The sequence below is a fragment of the Maribellus sediminis genome (genome assembly GCF_011799805.1).
GTDB classification, from domain to species: domain Bacteria; phylum Bacteroidota; class Bacteroidia; order Bacteroidales; family Prolixibacteraceae; genus Draconibacterium; species Draconibacterium sediminis_A.
Map to the genome: position 1 here is coordinate 690,500 of NZ_WXUB01000003.1, position 25,421 is coordinate 715,920.

Below are 25,421 nucleotides of genomic sequence, written 5' to 3' on the forward strand. Positions count from 1 at the left end.
ATGTTTTTTGTTTTAAAGAAATATGTCTCAAAACCAGGAAATACTGATGGTGCACTCCATCGAATCCTTTGGTACGCACGACGGGCCGGGAATCAGGTTGGTGGTATTTTTACAGGGCTGCAACATTCAGTGTAAATACTGCCAGAATCCCGATACTATTCTCTTGAAAGGTGGCACGCCTACCGAAATTGAGAGCCTTGTAAAACGTGCAAAAAACATGCTTACCTATTTTGGCGACGATGGCGGAGTAACCGTATCAGGGGGCGAACCCATGTTGCAGAGTAAGGCCTTAATCCCATTTTTTGAGGCTTTAAAGGCTGAATCGATACATACCAATATTGATACCAATGGGTTGGTACGTACTCCTGAAGCTCAGTATTTACTGGCAGAACTGGCCGATTTGGTAATGTTTGATGTGAAGGGAACCAGCGAAACGATGTTTAAATCGATTGTCGGAGCAAAAGGACTGGAGCGTTTACTGGCAAACATTACCTTACGCGAACAGAGTAAAAAATTATACTGGTTGCGGTATGTTCTGGTTCCGGGATATACCGATAGTGAGGAATCGTTAGACTGGCTTATTCAAACTTTTTCTGAAAACAAGTACCTCGAGAAACTTGAAATTTTGCCCTACCATAAATTGGGAAAATATAAATGGGAAGCTTTGGGAATGGAATATAAATTTCAGGATGTGAAAGAAAATACGCCGGAACAAATAGAACGCGCTTTTGAAAAATTGAAGCCACATTTTAAGGAAGTGATAGTTAAGTGATAAAAGCTAGAAGTTGGAAGAAAGAAGACAGTAGTCAGTTGGCAAAATGGCAATTGGCAAAGAAGTTACAAGTTGCGAACCACGAGTTTTTTGATCGGTGCTCCGTGCTTCCAGCCAACAGACTGCGTTAGAATTACAGAATAGTAAATCAACTATTAAAAAAACATTGAAGAACGAACAACCATGAGTTTATATTCACCAAAGGAAATTATTAAAGAGGCAGGTAAACTCGCCATTGCGAAGGATGCATATTCGGCAAAAAAAATACTGGTACTTGCTTTTATGGCCGGTGCTTATATTTCGTTTGGCGGACTGCTGGCTATTCTGGTAGGGGGTGGCGTTCCCGGAATTGGTGCTGCAAATCCGGGTATTCCCAGGTTTCTGATGGGGGCCATGTTTCCAGTTGGGTTGATGATGGTTGTTATGGCCGGAGCTGAACTCTTTACAGGAAACAACGCCTACTTTATGCCCAATGTTCTGAGTGGCAGTCAACGCTGGACAGCACCTTTGCGAAACTGGGGGCTTGTATATGCCGGAAATTTTATCGGATCGTTATTTGTTGCATGGTTTCTGGTACACCTCACTCACCTGGTAGCTGACTCACCATGGATTGATACCGTAAGAAACATTGCCGTATCAAAAACATCAAATTCGTTTTATACTACTTTTCTGAAAGGAATTGGCGCCAACTGGTTGGTTTGCCTGGCATTGTGGATGGGAATGTCGGCACAGCATACCAGCGGGAAAATTCTGGGTATCTGGTGGCCGGTGATGGCTTTTGTAGCCATGGGATTCGAGCACAGCGTAGCCAATATGTTTTTTATCCCGCTTGCTATTTTCGAGGGGGTTGATATTACCTGGGCTACGTTTATCGTTAAAAATCTTATCCCGGCAACGCTTGGTAATATCGTTGGCGGCGCTTTTTTTGTTGGTACCTTCTACTGGTATGCTTATGTAAAGGAAAAATAGATGGTCTTTTTTTGACTTATTTTTTCAGTTTGGCCACTTCAAAACTAGCTATATAAAAATCTTTGTCTACCTCCACATTGTTGATTTTTCTGTCCAGTTCAAGCTCTTTCCAGCGACGTGAAGGTTCGAGCCAGTGTACTTCGTTATTGATGTGCACCTTGGTCCTCATTTTGAATTCAGGAACCACATTTCCCCAGCGGTAACGCAGTACTCCGTCGACAATTGCGTATTCAAAAATCGGTATCCGGGTGTCATACAGGTATTGTTTGAAAAAGCCTTCCAGCGGCAGGCCGGTTTGCTCGATGAGGTACGCCTCAATTTGTGTGGTTTTTACCGTCTGGTGGTAGAAATCACGGTTCATTCCACGTAGGATCGATCTCCATTTTTCATCGTCGTCAACCATTTGGCGAAGGGTGTGCAACATGTTGGCGCCTTTGGGGTACATATCGCCCGAGCCGGGATAATTTACACCGTGTATGCCAACAATGGGGCGGTCGTTGTTGATGCCGAGCCGACTCCCCCGAATGTATTCGCCACCAGCTTCTTTTCCCCAGAAATACTCTACAAACAGGTTTTCGGAATAATTGGTAAAGCTCTCATGTATCCACATATCGGCTTCGTCGAAATTGGTGATGTTATTGGCAAACCACTCGTGTCCCGATTCGTGAATGATAATGAAATCAAATTTTTCGCCCCAGCCCGAGTAGCTGATATCGCGGCCGCCGTAGCCATTGCGAAAGCCATTGCCATAGGTTACCGAACTCTGGTGTTCCATTCCCGGATAGGGTACTTCCACCAGTTTGTAGCCGTCTTCGTAAAACGGATAGGGGCCAAACCAGTGTTCAAAAGCCTCGAGCATCATTTTGGCTTGTTTAAAATGTTTTTTGGCTTTTTCGAGGTTGTAATCGAGTACCCAGAAATCGCAGTCGAGCTTGCCTTTTTCGCCTTTGTAAATTTCGTGCCAGTGTACATAGTTGCCGATGTTTATGTTCACTCCGTAATTATTGATTGGATTGTCAACAAACCAGTTCGCGGTTTTTGTACCGTCGCCGTTATCTTCCAAACTGCGCAAGCGACCATTGGAAACATCCATCAGGTCATCCGGGAAAGTAATACTGATGAGCATGCTATCGGGTTCGTCGTAAGGATGATCCTTGCAAGGCCACCAGAGGCTTCCGCCATCTCCCTGAACAGTTGTAACCACAAAGGGATTGCCGTTCTCATCTTTTCGCCAGCTAACTCCGCCGTCCCAGGGTGGGCGACGGCTCACTTTTGGTTTGCCTGAATATTCAATAAACAGCTCATTGATGTCTCCAACGTTTTGGTTTTTTTTCAGGCTGATATACCACACATTTCCATCGTTTTCAACCTCCAGCTCTTCTCCGTTTTGGGTGATTTTACTGATCTTCATCGGTGGCTGCAAGTCGATTTGCATAAGTTGTTTTGCCTGCAGAACACGGTACTGCACGAGGTTTGACCCGGTAAAACTACTATCCTCAGGATTAACCTTAACGCTTAAATGATAATAAGTTAAATCCCACCATTCGCGCTCGGGTGTTACGCTTCCCCGTAAAGTATCCTGTCGGGTAAATGTGGTTTTTTGGGCAGCAGCACTAAAAGTTATCAGCGTTAGTAATATAATTAAGAGTTGGCTTTTAAACCAGATTGTTTTATGCATGATGTAACAGACGTATGGTAAGCAAGCAAATTTAGTTTTTTTCTTGTAGAGAAGAAACTCATTGCTTAACAGGTGCTGTACCTGCGGCACTTTTATTGGGCGTCAATAATTCTTTACCGAATGTCGTCCATAAGGGACTTGATGGATATGGCCTTCTGTTTATCTACCGGTATACCGTCCCTCCGGGACTCAATGCTCATTATCTTATGCTTTAGCTACCGATAAAGCGTTCCTACAGGTCTTAGATATGGACTTGTTTTCAGAATTGCATACGCTGTAATTAGAGTCCCGGAGGGACTTAGAACTTGTCCCGTTTTATAAAAGATAGGCATCAGAAATTAGTCCCGGAGGGACGGAAGATTGGCAAAATAAGAGCATAACTAGATGAGAAGTACCATAGGTAAGGAACGTTTTACTGAAATACCAAAAACAAAATTGTTTAGAATCCGTTTAAATAAACCTGTGGCTTTCCATCGAAGGAAACCATCATTAACTTAAAATTTATGCATGCAGCTACTGCCGAAGTAATTTCGGCTACCAATAAAAATCACCCTGAACTAGTTCCATTTTCTCAGTTTTTGGATAAACTGAAAGAAAAGATGAAGCAGGTGTTTCATGTTCGGGCAGATATCGATGACTTGAGTTTAAAGCGTGGACTTCCACCTTTTGTAATGCGCGAGATCATGTCGGTAAATCCGCTTTCGGTGGGCATTCCAAAGCAATACGGAGGTCGTGGAGGAGTAATGAAAGAAAACATTGCTTTGCTGGCTACGGCTTCGTATGAATCGCTGGCGCTTTCACTGACCTTCGGTATTAACTCTGCTTTGTTTTTACAGCCTTTTGGCAAGTTTGGCCAGGATGAAGTAAAAGCCGGGGTTTTTAATCGTTTTCTGAAAGAAAAAGCCATGGGAGGTCTGATGATTACCGAGCCGGATTTCGGGAGCGATGCTCTAAACATGCAAACTTCTTATACCGAAAAAGGATCGAAATATCATTTGAAAGGGAAAAAACACTGGGCCGGTCTTACCGGTTGGGCCGATTACTGGCTACTTTCAGCCAGGCAGAAATCGAGCTCGGATAAGTTGATGCGCGACATTGATTTCTTTTTGTGCGATGTAAATGCGCCCGGGCAAAATATTGTGGTAGAAGAGTTTTTTGAAAACCTGGGTTTGTACGCCATTCCATACGGAAGAAACCGACTGGATGTGCAGTTGCCGATGGCGCACAAGCTCGTGCCTGAAACAACAGGTGTAAAAATGATGCTCGATCTTTTACACCGCAGCCGAATGCAGTTCCCGGGTATGGGAATGGGCTTTATTCAACGCATGTTAGATGAAGCACTTACTCACACCAGAGAAAGACAGGTTGGCGGGAAAAGTCTGTTTCATTACGATCAGGTACAGCACCGTTTGTCGGAATTACAGGCCTCGTATACCATTTGTTCGGCCATGTGTGCCAACAGCAGCGAAAAAGCCGGGCTTGATGTCGATCTGTCGTCGCAGGGAATGGAAGCCAATGCGGTAAAAAGTGTGATAACAGATTTAATGCAGGATGCCGCACAATCGGTGGTTCAGCTGGTTGGTGCAAAGGCTTATAAAATCAATCATATTGCCGGACGAGGTACTGCCGACAGCCGTCCTTTCCAGATATTTGAAGGCTCGAACGATATTCTTTATGCCCAGATTTCTGAAGCGCTGGTAAAAATGATGAAACGTACCCGGGAAAATAACCTGTTCCAGTTTTTAAAAGGATTTGATTTAACCGATAAGGCTGTACATTTTGTAAAAAAACAGCTGGACTTTAACCTCGATCTTCAGATTCAGCAACGAAAACTCGTGGAAATGGGTAAGGTCATCGGTCGCGTAATTTCGCTCAACCAGGTTCTGGATCTTGGCGACAAGGGATTTAAGAAGGAACTGATTGACGGAAGTGTGACTTTCCTGCAACAGGAGATCAGCAAATTAATGTCAGCATTCAATTTTAAGAACAACGAAACAGTAGTTGACGGCTATGAGGAAAACTCTTCGTGGATGAACTTTGTGGCCGGGTAATTTCAGTGTTGGAATCCTATTCCATGCTTCAGATTTTATATTGAAAAATGAACATATCTCCTCCTTTAGAAGGAGGAGTACCCTGATGTAGCTATGCGGAATCAGGGGGAGGTGGTTGATGTCCGGTTGACTGAAACACCACCCCGTCCCCGTCCGTCAGCTGACGGATCGGGGCCACCCCTCCTCAACGAAGAGGGGAATCTGTTCGTGCCGGGAGGTTATTCTGTACTTTCATAAAATTATTTGGATAAAGAATTTTCTCCTCCTGTTCAGGAGGAGTGGACTTTGCGTAGGAACGAAGCAAAGGTCGAAGTGGTTGCTATACATTTCCCAAAAAACATGACAGATCTGTTTTGAATATTCATCGTTCGGCTGTATGTTTATAAGCTGTTCTAATTATTAAATCTCGAAATGAAGTTGTGATGAAATGAGTCCCGCCCTGCCGGACGAATTCCATGACTTACAGCTAAAGTCAAAAATTCAAACGAATGAAACGAGCATGAAAAACATTTGCCCAATACGCTTAGTGTTAAAATCATGGGAGTTCCATCTTATACCTTTAAAAAATAACAATTTTAATAAGATGAAAAATCAAAAATCTGCACTGTCGGTCATTGTAGTGTTAATGACCCTTATTACTTCTGTTCAAGTCTCTGCTCAGCAGTGGATAAAATCGATGCCCGGATATGAGCAATACACTGAAAAAGCTCCACAGATCCGAAATTCGGTAAAACCCGGTCGAATTGCTGCTGATTGGGCCGAAGACGGAAAGTCTTTCACCTATAACGAGGATGGAAAACAATACAAATTTGATGTAAAGAAAAAGCAGGCCGAAGAGATCGGTGATGCACCCGAAGAAGAATCAATGATGGCGCGTTACCGGAGAATGTATGCCGGTCGTCCGCAAAGGGGCAGACAGTATGCCGAAGAAACCTCGGCGGATAAAACCTTAAAAGCCGTTTACCGTGGCGGAAATGTATACATCAGCAAAGCTGACGGCAGCGATGAATACGCTGTTACCACTGAAGGTTCAATAGAAAAACGTTTCACTTTTGGTACCGCAACCTGGGTTTACGGCGAGGAGCTGGATCAGCTGCATGCCATGTGGTGGTCGCCTGACAACAGTAAGCTGGCTTTTTATCATTTTGATATGAGCAAGGTGCGCAATTATTACCTGCAGTACGAACAAACCGAGTTGTACGACTCGATGAACATTGAAGCCTACACTAAAGTTGGGGCGGTTAATCCGGTGGTCGATCTCATGATTTATGACCTGGAGACCAAAAAAACAATCACCGTTGATGTGCGCGACGGACAGCCTTTTGATGATAATGTTGTTGGTCATTATGTGTACGGAATTGAGTGGGCTCCCGACGGAACAGAGCTTTTATTTCACCGTACCAACCGTAAGCAGGATATTATGGAATGGACCGCCGCCAATGCCGAAACCGGGAAATGCCGCGTGGTTGTTCGTGAGGAGTGGCCGGCAAGTTTTACCGAAAATCATCCGTACATGCAGTACCTCGAAGATAAACAGCGCTTTATCTGGGAGAGCGAACGAAACGGTTTTAAAAACTACTACTTATACGATCTGAAAGCAGGTTTGATCAATCCGATCACTTCACATGAGTTTGAAGTGGCCGGCGTGGTAAAAATCGATGAAGCCAAAAATCAGCTGTATTACATGGCACGCAGTGGCGATAATCACATGAAACTGCAACTGCACCGTGTAAAACTCGACGGTAAAGGTGATGTTCGCCTGACCGATCCGGCGCTTACACACAGCGTGTCGGTATCGCCCGACGGGAAATATTTTATTGATGTGGCTGAAACTCATGACACACCGCCTTTCACCCAGTTGCTCGATGCCAAAGGAAAAGTAGTGGCAAAACTGGCCGAAAGCGATATGAGTAAATTTGAAGAACTCGGCCTGAAAAAGACAGAGATCTACACTTTTACTTCAGCCGACGGTGAAACAGAACTGCACGGCATGATCCATTTCCCAAGCAATTTCGATCCGAATAAGAAATACCCGGTTATCCTGTCGAATTATGGCGGACCGGCAACCAACGCTGTTCGCGAGAATTTTACCACACCCAGCGCTTTGTGCGAGTATGGTTTCCTGGTGGTGAACATCGACGGACGCAATGCCGGCTGGAAAGGCAAAAAAATGCTGGATAAATTGTACGGACACCTAAGCATTGTTGAACAGGACGACTTTGCCGAAGGAATTAAAGCTTTGTACGATCGCCCATATGTAAATAAGGATCGGGTGGGAGTGTTCGGAACTTCTTACGGAGGAACAACATCGGCAGCCTGTATTTTGCGTCACCCGGATGTTTTCCATGCATCGGTGGCCAACTCAGGTGTGATGGACTGGCGCAACTACGACAACATTTACACCGAGCGTTACATGAACCTGCTGGAGAATAATCCCGAAGGTTACAATGCGGCCAACCTGCGCAATTATGCCGAAAATCTGGAAGGCTATCTGATGATTTACTACGGAACAACTGATAACAATGTACATCCGTCAAACTCGTTGCAGTTAATAGAAGCGCTGCAAAAAGCGGGCAAAAGTTTCGAAGTTCAGGTGGGTCCCGACCGTGGTCATACGGCTGTGAGCACCGAGCGCATGATGGAATTCTTTATTCAGCATTTGGTGTTGGAGTAGTAGGTATAACGATATATACCGCCGCGGCAGAAAGTGCACGCCGTTTTGGAGTGGGAGATGCCTGGTTTAACGGCAAAACCAAACTCATTTCTGGCGCACAACAAATTTACCCGAAGTAAGGGCATTTTTATTGTCTGCAATCCGGTAAAAATATAAACCGCTGCTCCAGTTGGAAACATTTAGCTGAAGCGTCGTTCCGGGAGTTACAGTCCACTGACCACAGGTTTCCCCAAAACTGTTGCTGATTACCAATTTTTGGGCGTCGGCAGGGATGCGAAAATTTAGTTCGTTAACAACGGGATTAGGAAAGACATGAATTTCTGGGGACGCTTCTGCTAAAAGCTCAGTGGAAGTACTAAAATCAAGCTGTACCTTTTGCAGGATCCGCTCCACCCATCGTGCGTACATTTCTCCACTTGGGTGCAGTTTATCCGATGCGAGGTATTCGGGCTTTTCCAGTGCCTGCCGGCTTATGTCGGTGATGTTGAAGTAAACTACGTCCAAATTTTCCGCAATCTGTTTGTTGATGGTGTTGTACAGATCAATTTCGTGGCTAATTGCTTCCCTGTTCGATGCTCCAAATGGCGTATATCCGTAATCGGGGATCGAAAGTACAAAAACACTTTCGTTTTGTCCGCCGCATAAGTCAATGGCTTTTTGCAACAACTGACGGAATTGATCGGGGTACAGGTCAATGGCTACACCCTGATATTGATTGTTCACCCCGATGAGTAAAGACACCAGGTTGTATGGCGGCTTGTTGGGAGCGAGGCCGGCCACCATGCTCCACAGGTTATCGGTACGCCAGCCTGTTTGTGCAATAAATTTCACTTCTTCTACCACAACTCCTTCTTGTTGCAGTGCCGTGGCCAGTTGGTTGGGCCAGCGGTCTTCTTCGGCAACACTCTGACCGATGGTGTACGAATCGCCCAGGGCCAAAAAATGCAACGGGTTTTTTACCACCAGTTCCTGTGCCCACAGGTTGACTGACCCCAAAAACAAAAATAGCAGTGCGATACATTTTCTGCTTTGTTGTTTCATTTTATTGGGTATTGCTGTTTGCTGACTAAAATGATATCCTGCATTTACCAATAGTGCCGGCGATTGTATAATGCATCACTTGACGGTTCTGAGTGCATCCATTTTTTGCTGAACGAGTTTTGCCTCGGCATATTTCTGATCGGCCATCCGGCGGTTTATCCTCGACAGGCGAAACGCCTCTTCCATCAATTTGTCGTGTTGGCGTATCAGGGCCTTCATCGGGTCTTTTTTTAAAAATCCAAACATATCTTTTCCAGTTTTAACGTTTCTGCATTTTTATTTCTATTTGCTTGCCAGAAAGGCTTTTCTATTGTTTTAAAAAAATTAATTACGAAAGCGTAAAGCCTGAATTTCCAGGGCCAAAAAGCTGGCTCTGTTGTATTTTTTTCGCGACAATTTCTGGTTCAATCCCTCAAGCCGGTAAGCTTCCTTTAACAGCAGGTAATATTCTCCAAGCAGTGGTTTGAGCGGATCGTTTTTTATGGTCCTTTTCATGGCATTTAACTTTTATTGTTTTCAGCTGTTTTGATTTAGAACGTTTTATTTCACGGTAATACTTTGCAGCATTCCGAGCTCAAAATCCTTCAGTTCGACCCACACCTCGTTTCAGCGGTCGAACACATCGTAGGGCGCATTGTAACCCAGATATTCGAAATTGCCTTTATGGGAAATTCCCAATTTTTCGAGGGCAGCGATTAACTCCTTTTTGTGCATTTCAATCTCGCGGTTACTGGTGTAGCCGCCAAAACGTACCACGGCGGCATAGGCTGGTTCCGACCGGTGTAAAACAATGTCCTTGTTCAAGGGCTCGGGAAGTTGGTTGAAATTCATTTCCGAAGGCAGTACAAAACTCATTGTACTGGAATCAGCAGTGTTACTCATACGCACCGGAGCGGTCATTGCTATTTTTTGATTTTCCTCGTTACCACCAAAAATGTAACCGGCAAGTACCCGAAACCCTGAGTTGCGTGATTTATCAAGATTTCCGTTCATGACTACCGAAGCAAGGATGGCCTGCGGATAAAAGCGTATCTCGAAATTGCCCGACTGGTAAAGTGTTTCGTAGGGCTGTATTTCCGTTTCTGCATGACTCTTGTTGTGCAGCGATGCCACTAAGAATAATCCGAGGGTGATGAACGTTACGATCAAAATCATTTTCATTTTGTTTAACTATTGATTATAAAGATTAAACAAAAATAGACCCAATAAAGTTCATTCGGGTTTTTGCACATTCAACACTTCTGTTTTTTTGTGTGCTTTAGCAGGAAACCTGATCGGAGTTATTGCTACTCCCAAAGTGGCGAACAGATTGCCGGATTAATGTGTTCAGGCTACTTTGGCGGGTTTATTTTGTGGCAAGTAAGTATTTATTTCTATCTCATCAGCCTTCAGCATGTGCATCAGATTATAAAGACCAAAGAAAGTGCGGTTCATGTAAATAAAGTGTCGCGAACCACGGTTTCCATTCATATTGCGGAGCTCGGTATTTTTCGAATATTCTGTTCCCAAATCGCTCAGCTGTTTGAAAAATCCGGCATCGGAGAAATCAAAGATTTCGGACTGAAAAGGCTGCGTAAACAAACCAAGCAAGCGGTGAAACATTTCGGTAAAAAATTCAATTTCTTCTTTGCTGTCATCGCTGCGAAGGATCTCCAGTTGGTAAAGTTTGGAATGGAACACTTCAGCATTGTTTCGGTTTTCGGGAAGTGCCAGTTCGAAGTAGGGCGTGTAAAAGGTATCGGGGATGCTCTTCATACAACCAAAATCAAGTGCGACCAGTTTCTTGTTGTCCGATACCAGAAAATTTCCGGGGTGGGGATCGGCATGAAACTTTTTAAGCCGGTGGATCTGGAACATGTAAAAATCCCAAAGTGCCTGGCCTATTTTATTTGCCAGCGTTTTATCGGTATTTCGTGCAGCAAACTCAGATATGTGCCTACCCTGTATCCAGTCCATGGTAATTATCCGTTCCGTCGACAGTTCCCGGTAATAATTCGGAAAACACAGGTTGGGGATATGGCTGCACCGCTGTATGGTTTCGAGGCTTTGTTCCACTTCAAGAATATAGTTGGTCTCATCCAGCAATTTTTCTTCCACCTCTTTGAAATAAACCTCCGAACCCTTTCCGCGAATGTTAAACAGTTTCATGGCCATGGGTTTCACCATTGCCAGGTCGCTGCTAATGCTTTCCGAAACACCCGGATACTGAATCTTGACTGCCAGGTCCTTTCCGTCTTTACGGGCTTTGTGTACCTGCCCAATACTGGCACCGTGCTTTGCATTGGGATCGAAGTCATCAAATATCTCGTTGGGTGTTTTCCCAAAATATTTCTGAAAGGTTTTTACCACCAATGCAGCCGACAACGGCGGTACCGAGAACTGCGACAGCGAAAATTTTTCGACATACGCTTCGGGCATGATGTTCTTTTCCATACTGAGCATTTGTGCCACCTTGAGTGCACTTCCTTTCAGGTTTTTTAGTCCGTCGTATATGTCTCCGGCATTCGAGCGGTTCAGCTTTTCACGCGCGGCTTCTTCCGGCGAGTTAATTCTATCGCCGTAGTACTTCAGGTAGTTTATGCCCACTTTAGCACCGGTTTGCAAAATTTTCGTGGCCCGCTCAATTTTCGAGGTTGGTATGCTGTCAATGGTTTTCATACCTTGCTCATTATTTTTTCGTAGTACAAAAATTTACCCAGGTCGAATACTGAATTCAGGGTAGTTGCGTCAAGCAGTACAAAAGCAGTATTGATTGATTTCTCAATAAACAGATCGGTCTTTTCAAAATCGGGGGAATTATCCTCGAGCCAGAACCGGAGTGTAAAAAGCAGTTGCGCCCAAGCTGAATCCCGAATACTTCGCATTTTCATTTTTTCGATTCGCTCGTGGGGGATTTCGGGGGTTTCAATCTCCAGTCCTGCAACAAATTCTGAAAAGGCTCTTTTTAACTCCGATAGCGAAGCCAGCATTTTGAGCTGACTTTTCTCCTTATTGAGTAACAGAAGCACATAACTTCTGTTGGCTTTCAGTACCTCGAAAAATGTATAATAAAACGAAATCAATTTATTTTTTGCATCGAAATCGCGGTATTCCTGATTTTGGTTAAGTAGTTTCATGCTCTGTTCGAAGAAGGCCTTAAAAATAGCTTTCTCCAATGCTTCGAACGAGCCAAAGTACTTGTAGAAATCGGCCTCTTCCATTTCCAGTTCCCGGGCAAAAGCATAAATGCTTGCCGGCCGTGTTCCCTTTTCAAGCATGTGATGCATGTATGCCGAAAGGATCGTCTCTGATGTTTTCTTGTTTTCCATATAGCAGAAACAGCATTAAAAACCAAAATGTTTAAAGGATTTCTCAAAAAGCTAAACAATACTGTGAAATACATTTGGCGGAACACACGAAAGTGCTGCAAATTAATATAGAGTGATACTGCCACTGTTGATGAGCGAAACTCTGCAACCATAATCCGGTGTGTTTACGTATCTTGGCTAACAGATAAATCGAGGAATAAAAACAAATAACATGGCATTATCGAAAAACAGCGAAGAAGACAAGAAAAACAAGGATTCCGGGCAAAAAGAAGAATCGTGGATGGATAAGGCCAATGAATACATTGATGAAAAGGCCGAGCAACTGCACAAAAGCAGCACCTATCGTAAAGCGGATGAATCGTTAGAGAAAGCCACCAGGAAGCTCTTTCGTAAAGCCGGAATATTATGGGGGAAATCGGAGCGTTACCTCAAGGAAGGGAGAAAGGACAAAGATTCAGACTAAAAAAATATTGCGTACCAGATCCAACCAGGATGCGACAATTCTCTTTTCATGCTTGCCGGTTTTGGTTTTTCTTCTGTATCCAATCCGCAGAATATTGTTCTTACCAAATACAGAACGTTTCGTCGACCTGCCAGCATCCACCCCTTTCCTAACGTTCTAAAAATTCGTAACTTGAATAGTATCTCCTACCCGTTGAGTTGCAGTTAGCCAGTTTATTGTTTCACCTAAATTTAGTATCATGAAGAAATTTTCCTTACTACTCGTAATGTGTCTCTTTGCAGGTGCATTTTTCGTTAACACCACACAAGCACAGGAATCTGACGACCCGGGGCTTATTTTTCTTATGGAAGAGTTTGTGGCTCCTGCCGACATGGCTGAATTCTGGAAAGTGCAGCAGGAAGCGTTCGACCTCTTCGATGAACTGGACTTTAACTTTACCATTTGGGCTTATCAAACCAGCGAAAATTCGTTTTACTGGGCCATGCCTATGAAGAACTTTGCCGGTATCGACAAGATTTATGGTGACATGATGAAGTACAGTCAGCTGATGAAAGAAAACGGATACGATGGCGATGCCAAATTCCGGGATATTTCCAACATTAGCCAGTCGGTGGTGATGTGGAATAAAGAGCTGTCGTACCATCCCGATGGTGTAAGCGACGAAGGAAAAGGTTTTCATGAATGGACGTTTATGTACCTGAAATCGGGTCACGAAAAGGAAGCTGCCGATGCTGCTAAAAAGTACATCGAATTTTATAAAAATATTGATTCAGATTATTCCTGGGATATTTACCAGGTGGTATTTGGCGAACACACTCCCTGCTGGATACTCGAAGTTCAGGCCGAAAGTGAGGCTGCTTTAAGAGAGACGGAAGATGCCCTGATGAAAGAATACCGCGATGATTTTAGAAAACTCTGGCAAAATATGGTGCAGCATGTGCGAACGATAGAAACCAAAAAAGGCTGGTACCTTTCAGCTTGGTCGAGGCAGGCTGAGGAATAGTTTACCAGTCTGATCAATTCTCGTTTCAAGGTTAGCCCCCTTGATTTACGATACAACAAAACCACCTTCCCGGAAACTCGTATAAAGCAGCGTGAATAATACCAGGAGCGATTGTAAGAACGTATTCAAAATAAAATGAAACAGCTTTTATTATTCATCCTGGCAGTTTGTATGCTGGGCTGTTGGGCACCCCCACTTTCAGCACAAAAGCAAAACGACATTATCATCGACAAGGATCTGGAAGCCCATTCGAAACCGTTAAAGATCAAACTTGGCACCCAGACTTTTAGCAAAATGGCTAAATATAAGTTTGGTGATTATGCCGTAGTTGAAGGTAAAGTGGGATGGACGACTACCACGGGAGGTTCGAACCTGTTTGAAACAAAAGCTGAATCGCAAACCAAAAACAAGTTTTCATTCATAATGGCCGATAAGACCTCAAACACAGCAACCCTTAATGCAGCTTATAACCTGAAGATAAAAGCAAAAATGGAGCAGGAAGTATTTCCCCTGTTTTATGTTGGGGAGGATGAACTGTTGCTCAGCGAAGAGAATTTTACAGCCGCCCTGTTTCTGAATAAGGATACTTCGAACCTGTGGCTTTTGGTAATGAAAAAATCGTTTGGTACTCAGTCGGAGGACCCGGGTGGAGCTTTTCTTACAAGCAGGGAAAGAAAGATCCTCATTGTCTCCGCATCTTCCAATATGCCCAATGCCGTTCAGCAACGCATGCTGCCGGCGCGGGGTTATCAGTTTATGGAAGGCGAAACCGTATTGTCGGCCATGCAGTACCTGGGGGCCGGTGCACTTGGGATGAACAAATGTTATGTCTGGCTAAGGGATGAACTCGATTCCGAAACCAAACTGGTTCTTTCAGCGGCCATGACCGCACTCCTGCATAAAGAGCTGAGCGAAATGGATGGCATGAATAGTCCAGATATATTTGATGATGAATAGTTTGCTCGGGTTTGAAATGAGAAGTAGAAAAGGCAGTCCAAATCCGAAAGGGTTTTTCCGATAAACCCGGAACAGTCTTTTCGAACTTGGGGAGTTTCTGGTTTCTTACTGGGGAAAATCAAAATGTTAACTGGAATTATCCATTATATCTTGCTGAGCATTATAATCTAAAAAGTGATTCACGGAATTATACCATTCCAGCACTTCTTTTTTTTTTAAGTTTTGTCCCTAAAGGTGAGGGAACGGTCAAGAACTTTTTCACAAACCTGTTGTTGTTTTGTATAGGTCAGATAATCAGCAGTTTTCTATGCATGGATGTTTGGCTCCGCTTTCAACAACGCCGATACAAAAACTAAGCTTATGCCTATCTACATGGATCGACACGATGTTTCAGCCGAGGTAACAGCCGAAAATGTGGCGGAATTACATCAGCAGGATTTGAAAGTTCAACACAAATTCGATTGCCGGGGACTTACTTACTGGTTCGACGATTTACGGAAAACGGCGTTTTGTTTGATTGAAGCGCCCAGTGCCGAGAAATTGAAACAAATGCACGACCATGCGCATGGCGAAGTTCCGCACCGCATCATCGAAGTGGATCCGTCTATTGTTGAATCATTTCTGGGCAGGATAGAGGATCCCGTAAAAGCCAAAGATACCCGCCTGAACATCATTAACGATCCTGCTTTCCGGATTATAATGGCCATTGAACCGGCTTTGAATTCGTATAAAGACTACAGTAAAGAGTTGCTTCAACGGCAGAGCGAAAACTACAAAAAGCACATCAGTGAAACGGTTCCGGAATTTGGAGGCCGGATTGTAAGCAATAAGGAAAACCGTTTTCTGGTATCGTTTACCTCAGTTACAAAAGCTGTAGAGTGCGCGCTTCAGCTTGAGTCGGGAGTTAAGGGAAAAGCAGTGGACGAACTACCTGATCTGAAAATCGGATTGAGTGCCGGAGTTCCTGTCACCGAAAAAAAGGCCCTGTTCGAAGATACCGTAAAGCTGGCCGAAAGCATGTGTTTTCTGAATGCCGGGATCAGCATTTCCGAGGAAATTAACGATCTGTACCGAAGCGAGAATTTGCATCATACTTCTTTTGGCAAGCGGATTTTTGTGCTGTCGGAAGCCGATCAGCAGTTTTTAAGTGGTCTGGTTGAATTTACAGAAAATGCCTGGACCGATACCGGCCTGAACGTTGTAGATTTCGAGCGGCACCTGGCTTTAAGCAAATCGAAATTGTACCGGAAAATGACAGCCCTTATCGGTACTTCTCCCAATGGTTTTCTGATGCACTACCGTGTAAAGCGTATCAGGGAGCAGTTGCATAAAAAGAACAGCAACATTGCTGAAGTTGCTTATAACGGAGGGTTTAACAGCCCATCGTATTTTGCAAAATGTTTTAGCAAAGTATACGGCCTGACTCCTTCGGCCTATAAGCGTTTATGGGTGTAACATCGGCCTGATATCCGGCCTGAACCAAATGTGTCATCCTTTGAACCAAAAGTGGGACTTGTTTCAACACTACTGCCGTAATTTTGAATCAGTGAGACTCTGATTTTGTGCGCAAAATCATTTAGCCGAACTGATCCCGGGTATTTGGCGAGGGATCTCTTGGGTTTTATTTCACGCATCTTGCATATAGGAGTTTCTTATAACGCTGATAAAAATTTCTTTATGAAAATTTTACAAGGCGGGTAAAACGATATTCATCAAACTAAAATACTGTAAAATGGAAACAACAAAAGAAGTTGAAAAAGCGACCTTATTCGAACGTCTGGGCGGAACTGCCGGGATAACTGCAATTGTCGACGAGGTGGTTCAAACACACATGGAAAATCCGGCTATCAGCGCGCGTTTTATGCCATATGGCGAGCAGCCCGAACGGCTGGCTGTGATCAAAAAGCACACCGTCGATTTTTTTAGTGCCGGTAGCGGAGGAGCGGCCGAATACAAAGGCCGTTCGATGGAAGAAACGCACACAGGGATGAACATCAGCCGTGAGGAATACACCCATGTGATGGACGACATCATGCTGGTACTCGGTAATCATGGCATGAGCGAGGACACTAAAAAAGAAGTGCTCTACATCCTTTGGTCGTTACGCGATATGATCATCGCACGCTAGAATCTGCTCCTCGTTTGCAACAGCCTGTCCCGAATTGTTCGGGCTGGGGTAAACAACAGGTCGTTTGTAACGACAAGCCGACATAAATCAATTTGTAAGCATATATATTTATGGTCAGCAAAAAAGGTCGATGCAATCGACATGCTATTAACCCCTCGGCACAGACGAGGGGTAGAAGGGTACTTACTATCAGGCCTTCAAGGTTACTGTAACCTTGAAGGCCTGATTCTAACAGGAGCGGTTGAAAGTTTTAATACGCATTTTTACATTAGCGATTACTTAAAACCTATTTCAAATATTAATGGCTTAGAGGCAAATCCATTCGCCGGTTCCATTATCAAATTCAACTGTCACTTCTCCCTGAGCATTTACGGATATATGGTAGGTGGTTTTGGCCATGGCAATCGGAACACCTTCGCACTTAATAATACTTATTGCGGTATTTGTTTCGGTATATGCCTTACCCTTATACGTTTTCCAATTCCAGTTTTGAACCAGGCGCCATGAGTATTCTTTACCCGATTCGCCAACATAGGTTCCTTCATATCTGAACTGGTATTTGTTATTCCAAACGCTTACTATATACGACTCCGTTCCGGTAACTAAGTCGTCGGTGCACACCATGTAATCTACATAATCGTAAGAACCGGTGTACACGGTTTTCATTTGAGCAGTGGTACTTGAGGCAATCAAGAGAAGAATTGCCATTGTTGCTAACAGAACTCCAGATTTTTTCATAGTTGTAAAGTTTAAATGAATAATGTAGTTGTACTCTGGTAGTCTGAAACAACTTAAATGGGCATGAACAAACAGCGCAAAACGAATAATGAGTGTTAGTATAATTGTGTATCCAATTAATTTTTCAGAATGGTTTACGATTTAAAAATTATGCTGTGTTATACGAAGGAAGCACCCAATTGTTCGGGTTCGTGTAAACAGGTTGGAATACTCCTTCGATAGTTCGAATTTGTAATTTTTACCTCAGCAATTGCCTGAAATTTTATTCACCATTTTTAGTATGGCCCGCAGAAATTGAGGACCTTCAAGGTAAGAGAAACCTTGAAGGTCCTATTTCAAATTTACGAGGTGTTTAACCGGATTTATCTTTTCCCTTTCTTCAATGTTAAATGTCCTTCGCTCCAGAAATCGGTTCTGAATTCTGTTCCGTCGCCAACATAAACATAAGCGTTGGTTAAGGCCATGCCCATGGCACCATCAAAGCGGCCGGTTCCGCCCATGAAATACATGGTATCGTTAAAGTGGGCCACATAACCATCAATGTCCGATCCGGGAAGCACCTGTCCGGATGGAACATCAATAAAAAGCGTGTCGCCATTATCGGCAACAAAATACCCTAGTTCGGTTAAGGCATATTCGCTGGTTGCCATATCAACACAGAAAGTCATAAAGGTGGTCATTTCTCCCAGGTGGGTAATGTCGCCTGCTCCCATCATGGTCTCTCTAAAATGACCATCATCGCAGGCTTCACCTGTGCCCGGTGGCATAGCACGCCATACCGAGAATTCGGCCTTAAACGGTACCGTCACCATTTTGTCGGCACCCGTTTTATCGGCGCCATACATGTTACCACTTTTCAGGTCGACGATTTGCGACTCGTCAACAGCTTCTGAGCATGCCAATACCAATCCCAGGCAGCATGCTGCTAACAGCAATGTTCTCAATTTTTTCATACCTGTAGTTTTTAGTTCAACAAAAGCTACCGGTTGCTATCCAACTAATTGGGTGATCTTATTTTTTATCCTAAATTCAATAACGTAATCCAATTAAACCGCAGGCCGAAATCCCGGTTATCTTGCGCTGCTGATTTATAGTTTGTGGAGGTATTTCAGTTCTGTTCTTCAGACCTAAACCGGGAATAAAACGATGTTAAGATTATTCAAGTTCTCGAAAACTGTATTAAAAGATACAGATAATTACATCAAGAATGAATTTAAATAATATTGCTTGACGTTCGTATTGGGTTGTTGTTCAGCGGTTAAAAAGGTGTTTGGATAATTTAAGTACTGTACAATACTGTCATCAAACAGCTGTAAATTGCCTGAAAATGATCGTTGGATTCCTTAACTTTGAATTACGATTTTTTGTATCGTATAATCCACATTCCAATGTCACAGATACTTCACAACGATTCAGAACCCATCTATACCTTGAGTATTGCGGCAAAATTGTCGAATACCCCGGCTCATTCAATCCGGCAATACATCGATAAGGGTTTGCTTATCCCCTATAAAAAGGATACCAACCGTCATTTGTTCTCTGCGTACGACATTCAGCGGCTGATTTGGATAAAAAAGAGTATTGAAGAACGGGGGCTGAACTTTGCCGGCATTAAAACGCAGTTGGCCTTAATCCCCTGCTGGAAAATTACCGGGTGCAAATCGAAATCGCGAAACACCTGCGATGCCTATTATTCCAATGATCAGCCTTGCTGGCTGGCATCGGAAAAAGGAAAGGAATGCAAAAACAAAGAATGCCGTTTGTGCGAAGTGTACCGCCTGATGCTGCCCGACACCGATGTAAAAGCCGTGTTCAAACGGTTTATGGTATAGACCGGATCAAAGGGGTAGACGGAGATTTTATTTTGTTCTTCATGGAATTGAATTGAAAAAAGAACTTTCTCCTCCTTTGTAAGGAGGAGTACCCTGATGTAGCTATGCGGAATCAGGGGGAGGTGGTAGAATCTGCAGACATTTTAAAGGGCGATTGCTTCGGTCTCCGTCAACTGACGGATCCCTCGCAATGACACGGTTTATCGTGGGATTTGGCAGTGGACCATGTAGTTTTTTGTCGGAAACATGATTCCTGTGGTCCGCTGCCCTAACCTCCCCCTCGTTTGCAACAGCCTGTCCCGAATTGTTCGGGAAGGGGGAAATAACAGGTCGTTTGCAACGACAATCAAGTAAACATAAATCAGCAAGTATTTTAAATGTCGATACAATCGACAGTCTATTAACCCCTCGGCACAGACGAGGGGTAGAATACGTTCGTGTAGGCGTTAAATAAATTGGGAAACTGTTTGTTGATCCTTTCCAAACCTTCGAGGTTTCGCTTACCTCGAAGGTTTAGTTCTGATAAATTCATTTCCTTTTCGGATTTAATCCTAACCTGAAAATGAAAATGGTTTTTCATCAATTCCCAGGCGAAAGTATCAGCTACCGGGGAGATTTATTTATCAATAGGACGCAGGTTCCCCAAGCTTCCCGGGGGACCTACGTCCAGGCATATCAAGTTTTATTGGCATCGTGCATGCCATTTTTCCGGCCTGTGGCACCAGTAATTACTGAAGCATTCCCAGCGACCGTTGTGGATAAATCAACAGTATTTCCGGTTTTTCTGCCGAAGGTGTAGCTCCTTTTATAATCAGGTTTTTTACTTCGGCAACACTTAAATCCGGATTCTTTGCCCAGAGTTTGGCTGCCAGGTTCACCACCTGAGGCGATGCCATCGATGTTCCCGAATATTTACGTGTTTCTCCTCCCGGAATAAAACTTTCCACCTCGTAGCCATTTGAATACACATCCACTCCCTTTCCTATCGTGGTGAAGCCGGTTTCTTTCCCTTCCATATCAACGGCACCCACTTTCATCAGGTTCGGAAGCGTTAACCCGGCAGGGATATCATTTGCAAAGTCAACATCGTTGTTTGCATTTCCCGCCGCTACCACAAACAGAATATCCGGTGCATCTTTCATCGCGGTATACAAGGCATCTTTTTCCATCCCAAAGAGTTTTTTAGCCAGGGCTTTTCTTTCCTCCTCGTTTTCTCCAATCCCATTCATGGCTAAAACGCTTTCATAATAGTTTTGCGAATATCCCCAACTCATGTTCACTACCCTGACATGGTTGTCTTTAAAATACTGTACCGTATTTTTATATAGCTGCGCCCAGTTTTTTGACGTTTCCATGGTTGGAGGAGCAGGAATGTTCTCGTACGGAAAAGTTAATCGTGCAGCCAGTATTTTGGCCTGCGGATTTCCTTTGGCGGCAATTCCGGCCACGTGGGTACCGTGCGAAAAATTGCCATACAGACCCAGGTTCTCTACAAACGGGTTAACTTCATCAGGAGTCAGCGCAGAAATGTATTTTTTCAATTCATCAGCTTCCTCGCTTTTTATCATGGCCTGCAGGTCCATCAGGCCTTTCAGGTATTTTTCATACTGATGATAATTGCTGTTAACTTCCGCAATTGGGAAAAGAATTTCGCTGACCTTATTGCCGTTGATATCGTAGGCAATTCCGTTTATGTCATCTACATAGCCATTGTTGTCATCATCCTTGCCATTGGGTTTTTCGGCTTTATTCACCCAGCGGTTATTTTCCGGGAAAACGGATTCATCCACTCCGGCATCCCAGATTCCTACCACCACCGGTGTCAGCTTCATGTCGTTAGTAAAGGCAATATCCCGTTCCTTCCATATATCCACCATTTCCACCTCAACATGGTTTTTATCGTAATAAGCCTGAAATACCGGTTTATACACCTCCTCCACATATGGCAGAGTCATATCGTAAGTCATTCGCAGTCCCAAAAGTTGATTGGCCACAAATTCGGGGACCTGCTTTTCGGCCTTGTCTATGATGGGTTGTAACTGTCCTTCGATGATTCCCTGCAACAGATTAGCCGAGAGAATATCCAACGATCCGGTCATAGCTTCGATTTCTTCACGGACCACTTCAAAAGGCATTTTTTCCAGCGCAGCTTCCAGGTTCGTTTTGAATGCAGCCTTAAACGCTTCTTCCGGGAGATCAGGATGTTCCAGCTTTGTTTTCATGTATACTTCCTCGGTGAGGTTCCACATGTATTTATCCGATTCTTTTTCGGTTAGTTTCCTACCGGCGTGTATTTCGTCGAGTGCCGGTTCGAAGTCGTTTTTTAAGAAACTTATGACCGAAAACATGGAATAGTAACCGCGCCGGGTCGCTTTGTCCTGAATGTCGTATTTCTCCAGGTCGTCCCTGAGGTTCGCTTCGAGTTTACCGGCCAGTTCCAGCAGCAAAGCCCGGTTGTTGATGTAGTCCATGGCTTTGTTTCCTTTCAGATCGTAATAATGTTTGGGAAGGTCTTCTGCTCTTTCAATTTTAATTTTTTCTTGTGCAAAAACAAATTGAATGGCGAACAACATTAGTAATCCAACAATTAGTTTTTTCATGCTTTTTGATTTTTTAGTGAATGTTAGTTGTGATAAGAAATTGCTTTTCTGAGTTTCCGGGTTAATTTATTTTGGGAAGATTCTTTTTAAGCGGCCATCCTGTTGGTGGCTATTAATTTGGTTTAAAGGAAAGATAAAACGCGATAAGAAGGCGATGGGGTAATGGGCTGCAATGCGGATTTGGCTCCTTAATTAAATTCCCTGAATAATTAAGTTTTTTTCATCCAAACCGCTAAGGGTTGGTTACAAGAACCGTTTTTGTACATCAGTGCTTTGCTGTGGCACCGATAAGAAATTGCAACAATAATTTACGCAAAAATGCATTGAAAAACAATATGGTCATTGTTGGCTCCCAGCAAGTATTTTAAATGTCGATACAATCGACAGGCTGCTAACCCCTCGGCACAGACGAGGGGTAGAAGGAGATTTTATTTTGTTCTTCATGGAATTGAATTGAAAAAAGAACTTTCTCCTCCTTTGTAAGGAGGAGTACCCTGATGTAGCTATGCGGAATCAGGGGGAGGTGGTAGAATCTGCAGACATTTTAAAGGGCGATTGCTTCGGTCCCCGTCAACTGACGGATTCCTCGCAATGACACGGATCATCGTGGGATTCGGCAGCGGACCATGTAGTTTTTTGCCGAAAACATGATTTCCGTGGTCCGCTGCCCTGTATATGTAAATAACATGTTATTGCGACGACGATCCGTCGATTGACGAAAGGAGGAAGCAATCACTTGCTGCCCATCTTTATTAACGACAATCCTCCAGACATATCTATTCAGAACTATACGAATACTGGTAACTCGGTACAAGCGTAAGCTGTTCTTCCGTATTCAGGTTAAATAATTGAATTCCGCCGTCGGAATAAACGAGGTAATTCAGGTCGGGCGATATGGATGAACTCCAAAAATAAATGTAAGAATACGACTGATACCCATAGCTGCCATACGGACTGTAACCGGATGTGTTAGCATTTGTTATTTGTATTTTTCTCAGGATGGAAGAATCGGGCCACCTGCAGATTTTAAGCGTATCGAGGTCGAAGTCGAGGTACTGGTGCTGCGTTCCGAACCACAGGCTTGCATCGGGGTGTGAGTAGGTAGCAAATTCAGTCCCTTCAATTTCGGTCAGCACAGAATCAATCGCTTCGTTTTTCAATAGCAAACCAGTAGCATTCCAGTCTACAACCGTATCGGCCAATACTTTTACAAGTGCTGCTTGGGTGTTTTTTATCAGTTTATTTACAACATAATACCCGCCATCCGGGGACACCGGAAAATTATGATACGGAAACCCGTAAGCCATATCCTTCAAATCGCTGTCCTCAACATTTGAAAGTATATTGCCGTCCAGATCCATCAGCATGATCTTGAACCTGGATTCTCCTTCATAAAGTACCGTGCTGTATCCTATTGTTATTGTTTTCGAGGCTTTCGAATAATTAATGGCATAGCAATAATTAAAATCCTGTACCGGGTTATCCGAATCGGTCAGCCGCCAGATGGTAGCGATGTCCTGGCCATTGGTGTCGATTATTTTAAAACGGACATCAGCTTCTCTTACCGGGCCTGAATGATCCCGGATACCCGAATTCTCTTTTACGTAATATTCAATGTAAAGAATGCTGTCGGTCCCAACAAAAATGGGTTGTGTGTACGAGTAATATTCGCTGGTGTTGGAAGGAAATTCTTCGGTGCATGATGACAGGGCTGCCAACAGTACCAGTAAAAATGTGAGCTTGTTCATGGTGGTTAATTTTTGATTTTCACTCGTTTACGTGAAATCCGTCCGATGGTTCCGTGCAACTGGTTTTTGCTCTACTACAACCTGTCGTTGCAAACCAGAGGTAGAAGGATTAGAAGATTGCTTCAGTCTCCGTCAACTGACGGATTCCTCGCAATGACACGGTTCATAGTAGGATTTGGCAGCGGACCGTGTAGTTTTTTGCCGGAAACATGTTTCTTGTGGTCCGCTGCCTTTCATTGTATTGCGATTCTGTCATTGCGAGCGTAGCGAAGCAATCTATTTCTCATTGTAATGAGATTAAGGTTGAAAAAGATTGCTTCGTCGTTCCTCCTCGCAATGACACGGATCATCGTGGGATTCGGCAGTGGACCATGTAGTTTTTTGTCGGAAACATGATTCTTATGGTCCGCTGCCCTGTATTTGTAAATAGCGATCCCGATTTATCGGGAGAAGCAATCTCAACCTAGCCCCATGCTCATTCGAGGGGTAGTGAAGAATTACCGGTGAATTATGTTCACACTGCCATATGTGCAATATACGGTTCAGCCTGCAATACCTGCAGTTCATACTTAATATCTTATCGTTCAGCGAAATTCATGTAACGAAAATCGTTTTAATGTGTCAATTTTATACAAGGAAACAGGAAAAGACCGATTAGCCAGCGGCCTGTTTCGAAAGCGAAAACAGAAAACAAAATAAACAGGAAGTTGAATGTTTCAGCATTCGCTTCACAAAAAGCAAAAGCCATGAAAACAAAAACAATTACTTTAATGCTACTGGCGCTTGTAATAGCAGCCGGTGCATTTGCCACCGAAATTTCTAAAATGAGTATGGTTGCACTTAACGATTCGAAAGTATACGTTGCGGCCGAAACCAGTACTAACAGTCCGACTGAGATTACCTTGCTTGACGCCAGGGGTGAAACAATCTATTTTAAACGAACGAAAGCTGCGCCCCAATTCAGGTCGGTTTTGAATTTACAGGAGTTAAGCGACGGAACCTATACTTTCAGCTTAAAGAGCGGGAAGGCAGTTACGAAGCGTGAAATAACTGTAAGCAACGGTAAAGTAACAGTTAAGAAAGTTGCAGAAGAATTTGCTCCTTATTTTGCATACAAAAACGGCAAGGTGTTGTTATCGTATCTGAATTCGAACCAGGCCGATGTGTCGGTTTTGATCTACAACGGCAATAGGCTGGTACTCGATTCAAGCCTGGGCAGCGATCTTGCTATCCAACGCAGTTTCGATGTGTCGAAATTGAAAAATAATGAGTTCGAGTTTGTCCTTTACGGGAACAACCATCGATACAATTACCGGTTTACACGCTAATAAAACGGTTACCTCAAAAACAGGCCTCTGTAGTAATGCAGGGGCCTGTTTTGTTTACTTGCTCCTTGTATAGAGACGAGGGACAGAAGAAAGATTGCTTCGGTCTCCTTAAGCCGACGGAGACCGAAGCT

Annotated in this window: 22 protein-coding genes; 11 read left to right on the forward strand and 11 right to left on the reverse strand. The window is 43.7% G+C overall.

Annotated features, from left to right (window positions below):
* Nucleotides 1-22 precede the first annotated feature (22 nt).
* Both pflA and HFD85_RS14765 read left to right on the forward strand, forming a co-directional pair.
* Nucleotides 23-772 carry a pyruvate formate-lyase-activating protein gene (gene pflA / locus HFD85_RS14760; RefSeq protein WP_167611387.1) on the forward strand — a complete coding sequence of 250 codons (750 nt, stop codon included), beginning with the start codon at nt 23-25 and terminating at the stop codon, nt 770-772.
* Nucleotides 773-955: 183 nt separating this feature from the next.
* Entirely contained in the window at nt 956-1,741 is a 786-nt protein-coding gene (locus HFD85_RS14765) for a formate/nitrite transporter family protein (protein ID WP_167611390.1), read from the forward strand.
* 16 nt (nt 1,742-1,757) lie between these two features.
* On the opposite strand, the gene HFD85_RS14770 is transcribed toward HFD85_RS14765, so the two are convergent.
* Entirely contained in the window at nt 1,758-3,419 is a 1,662-nt protein-coding gene (locus tag HFD85_RS14770) for a M1 family metallopeptidase (protein ID WP_167611393.1), read from the reverse strand.
* Nucleotides 3,420-3,922: 503 nt separating this feature from the next.
* On the opposite strand from HFD85_RS14770, the gene HFD85_RS14775 reads away from it, so the two are divergent.
* Both HFD85_RS14775 and HFD85_RS14780 read left to right on the forward strand, forming a co-directional pair.
* Entirely contained in the window at nt 3,923-5,470 is a 1,548-nt protein-coding gene (locus tag HFD85_RS14775; RefSeq protein WP_167611396.1) for an acyl-CoA dehydrogenase family protein, read from the forward strand.
* A 583-nt stretch (nt 5,471-6,053) separates the two neighbouring features.
* The gene (locus tag HFD85_RS14780; protein WP_206081978.1) at nt 6,054-8,144 is read left to right on the forward strand and encodes a S9 family peptidase; all 2,091 of its coding nucleotides are present in this window, start codon (nt 6,054-6,056) and stop codon (nt 8,142-8,144) included.
* Between the two features lie 84 nt (nt 8,145-8,228).
* Here HFD85_RS14780 and HFD85_RS14785 read toward each other — a convergent pair whose 3' ends face one another.
* From HFD85_RS14785 to HFD85_RS14810, 6 genes are all read right to left on the reverse strand, one after another.
* Entirely contained in the window at nt 8,229-9,185 is a 957-nt protein-coding gene (locus tag HFD85_RS14785; RefSeq protein ID WP_167611400.1) for a GDSL-type esterase/lipase family protein, read from the reverse strand.
* Nucleotides 9,186-9,260: 75 nt separating this feature from the next.
* Nucleotides 9,261-9,431 carry a Lacal_2735 family protein gene (locus tag HFD85_RS14790; RefSeq protein WP_277345457.1) on the reverse strand — a complete coding sequence of 57 codons (171 nt, stop codon included), beginning with the start codon at nt 9,429-9,431 and terminating at the stop codon, nt 9,261-9,263.
* Between the two features lie 78 nt (nt 9,432-9,509).
* Nucleotides 9,510-9,680, reverse strand: coding sequence for a hypothetical protein (locus HFD85_RS14795; protein ID WP_167611406.1), 171 nt, complete (start codon nt 9,678-9,680; stop codon nt 9,510-9,512).
* A 111-nt stretch (nt 9,681-9,791) separates the two neighbouring features.
* Complete coding sequence (locus tag HFD85_RS14800; protein ID WP_167611409.1) at nt 9,792-10,340, reverse strand: SOUL family heme-binding protein; 549 nt, start codon at nt 10,338-10,340, stop codon at nt 9,792-9,794.
* Nucleotides 10,341-10,511: 171 nt separating this feature from the next.
* Nucleotides 10,512-11,843, reverse strand: coding sequence for an ABC1 kinase family protein (locus HFD85_RS14805; RefSeq protein WP_167611412.1), 1,332 nt, complete (start codon nt 11,841-11,843; stop codon nt 10,512-10,514).
* Nucleotides 11,840-12,493, reverse strand: coding sequence for a TetR/AcrR family transcriptional regulator (locus HFD85_RS14810; protein WP_167611415.1), 654 nt, complete (start codon nt 12,491-12,493; stop codon nt 11,840-11,842). Before HFD85_RS14810 ends, HFD85_RS14805 begins: the two co-directional genes overlap by 4 nt.
* Nucleotides 12,494-12,704: 211 nt before the next feature.
* Between HFD85_RS14810 and HFD85_RS14815 the strand changes: the two genes are divergently transcribed.
* The 5 genes from HFD85_RS14815 to HFD85_RS14835 all read left to right on the forward strand — a co-directional run bounded on the left by HFD85_RS14815 (nt 12,705) and on the right by HFD85_RS14835 (nt 17,044).
* A complete protein-coding gene (locus tag HFD85_RS14815) occupies nt 12,705-12,956 on the forward strand; it encodes a hypothetical protein (protein ID WP_167611418.1) in 252 nt (83 codons plus the stop codon).
* A 238-nt stretch (nt 12,957-13,194) separates the two neighbouring features.
* Entirely contained in the window at nt 13,195-13,959 is a 765-nt protein-coding gene (locus HFD85_RS14820) for a hypothetical protein (RefSeq protein WP_167611420.1), read from the forward strand.
* Between the two features lie 135 nt (nt 13,960-14,094).
* Complete coding sequence (locus HFD85_RS14825; protein WP_167611423.1) at nt 14,095-14,916, forward strand: hypothetical protein; 822 nt, start codon at nt 14,095-14,097, stop codon at nt 14,914-14,916.
* 360 nt (nt 14,917-15,276) lie between these two features.
* The gene (locus tag HFD85_RS14830) at nt 15,277-16,371 is read left to right on the forward strand and encodes a nickel-binding protein (protein ID WP_167611426.1); all 1,095 of its coding nucleotides are present in this window, start codon (nt 15,277-15,279) and stop codon (nt 16,369-16,371) included.
* A 277-nt stretch (nt 16,372-16,648) separates the two neighbouring features.
* Nucleotides 16,649-17,044: a group I truncated hemoglobin gene (locus HFD85_RS14835; RefSeq protein WP_167611429.1), complete on the forward strand. Its 396-nt coding sequence runs from the start codon at nt 16,649-16,651 to the stop codon at nt 17,042-17,044.
* A 306-nt stretch (nt 17,045-17,350) separates the two neighbouring features.
* On the opposite strand, the gene HFD85_RS14840 is transcribed toward HFD85_RS14835, so the two are convergent.
* Together HFD85_RS14840 and HFD85_RS14845 are read right to left on the reverse strand one after the other, a co-directional pair.
* The gene (locus tag HFD85_RS14840; RefSeq protein WP_167611432.1) at nt 17,351-17,782 is read right to left on the reverse strand and encodes a hypothetical protein; all 432 of its coding nucleotides are present in this window, start codon (nt 17,780-17,782) and stop codon (nt 17,351-17,353) included.
* 362 nt (nt 17,783-18,144) lie between these two features.
* On the reverse strand, nt 18,145-18,735 hold the full coding sequence (locus tag HFD85_RS14845; protein WP_167611435.1) for a hypothetical protein: 591 nt from the start codon (nt 18,733-18,735) through the stop codon (nt 18,145-18,147).
* 435 nt (nt 18,736-19,170) lie between these two features.
* Between HFD85_RS14845 and HFD85_RS14850 the strand changes: the two genes are divergently transcribed.
* Nucleotides 19,171-19,614: a MerR family transcriptional regulator gene (locus HFD85_RS14850; RefSeq protein ID WP_167611438.1), complete on the forward strand. Its 444-nt coding sequence runs from the start codon at nt 19,171-19,173 to the stop codon at nt 19,612-19,614.
* A gap of 728 nt (nt 19,615-20,342) precedes the next feature.
* On the opposite strand, the gene HFD85_RS14855 is transcribed toward HFD85_RS14850, so the two are convergent.
* Both HFD85_RS14855 and HFD85_RS14860 read right to left on the reverse strand, forming a co-directional pair.
* Nucleotides 20,343-22,214: a S8 family serine peptidase gene (locus tag HFD85_RS14855; RefSeq protein ID WP_167611441.1), complete on the reverse strand. Its 1,872-nt coding sequence runs from the start codon at nt 22,212-22,214 to the stop codon at nt 20,343-20,345.
* A gap of 776 nt (nt 22,215-22,990) precedes the next feature.
* Complete coding sequence (locus HFD85_RS14860) at nt 22,991-23,962, reverse strand: hypothetical protein (protein WP_167611444.1); 972 nt, start codon at nt 23,960-23,962, stop codon at nt 22,991-22,993.
* Nucleotides 23,963-24,708: 746 nt separating this feature from the next.
* On the opposite strand from HFD85_RS14860, the gene HFD85_RS14865 reads away from it, so the two are divergent.
* Entirely contained in the window at nt 24,709-25,290 is a 582-nt protein-coding gene (locus HFD85_RS14865) for a hypothetical protein (protein WP_167611447.1), read from the forward strand.
* Nucleotides 25,291-25,421 lie beyond the last annotated feature (131 nt).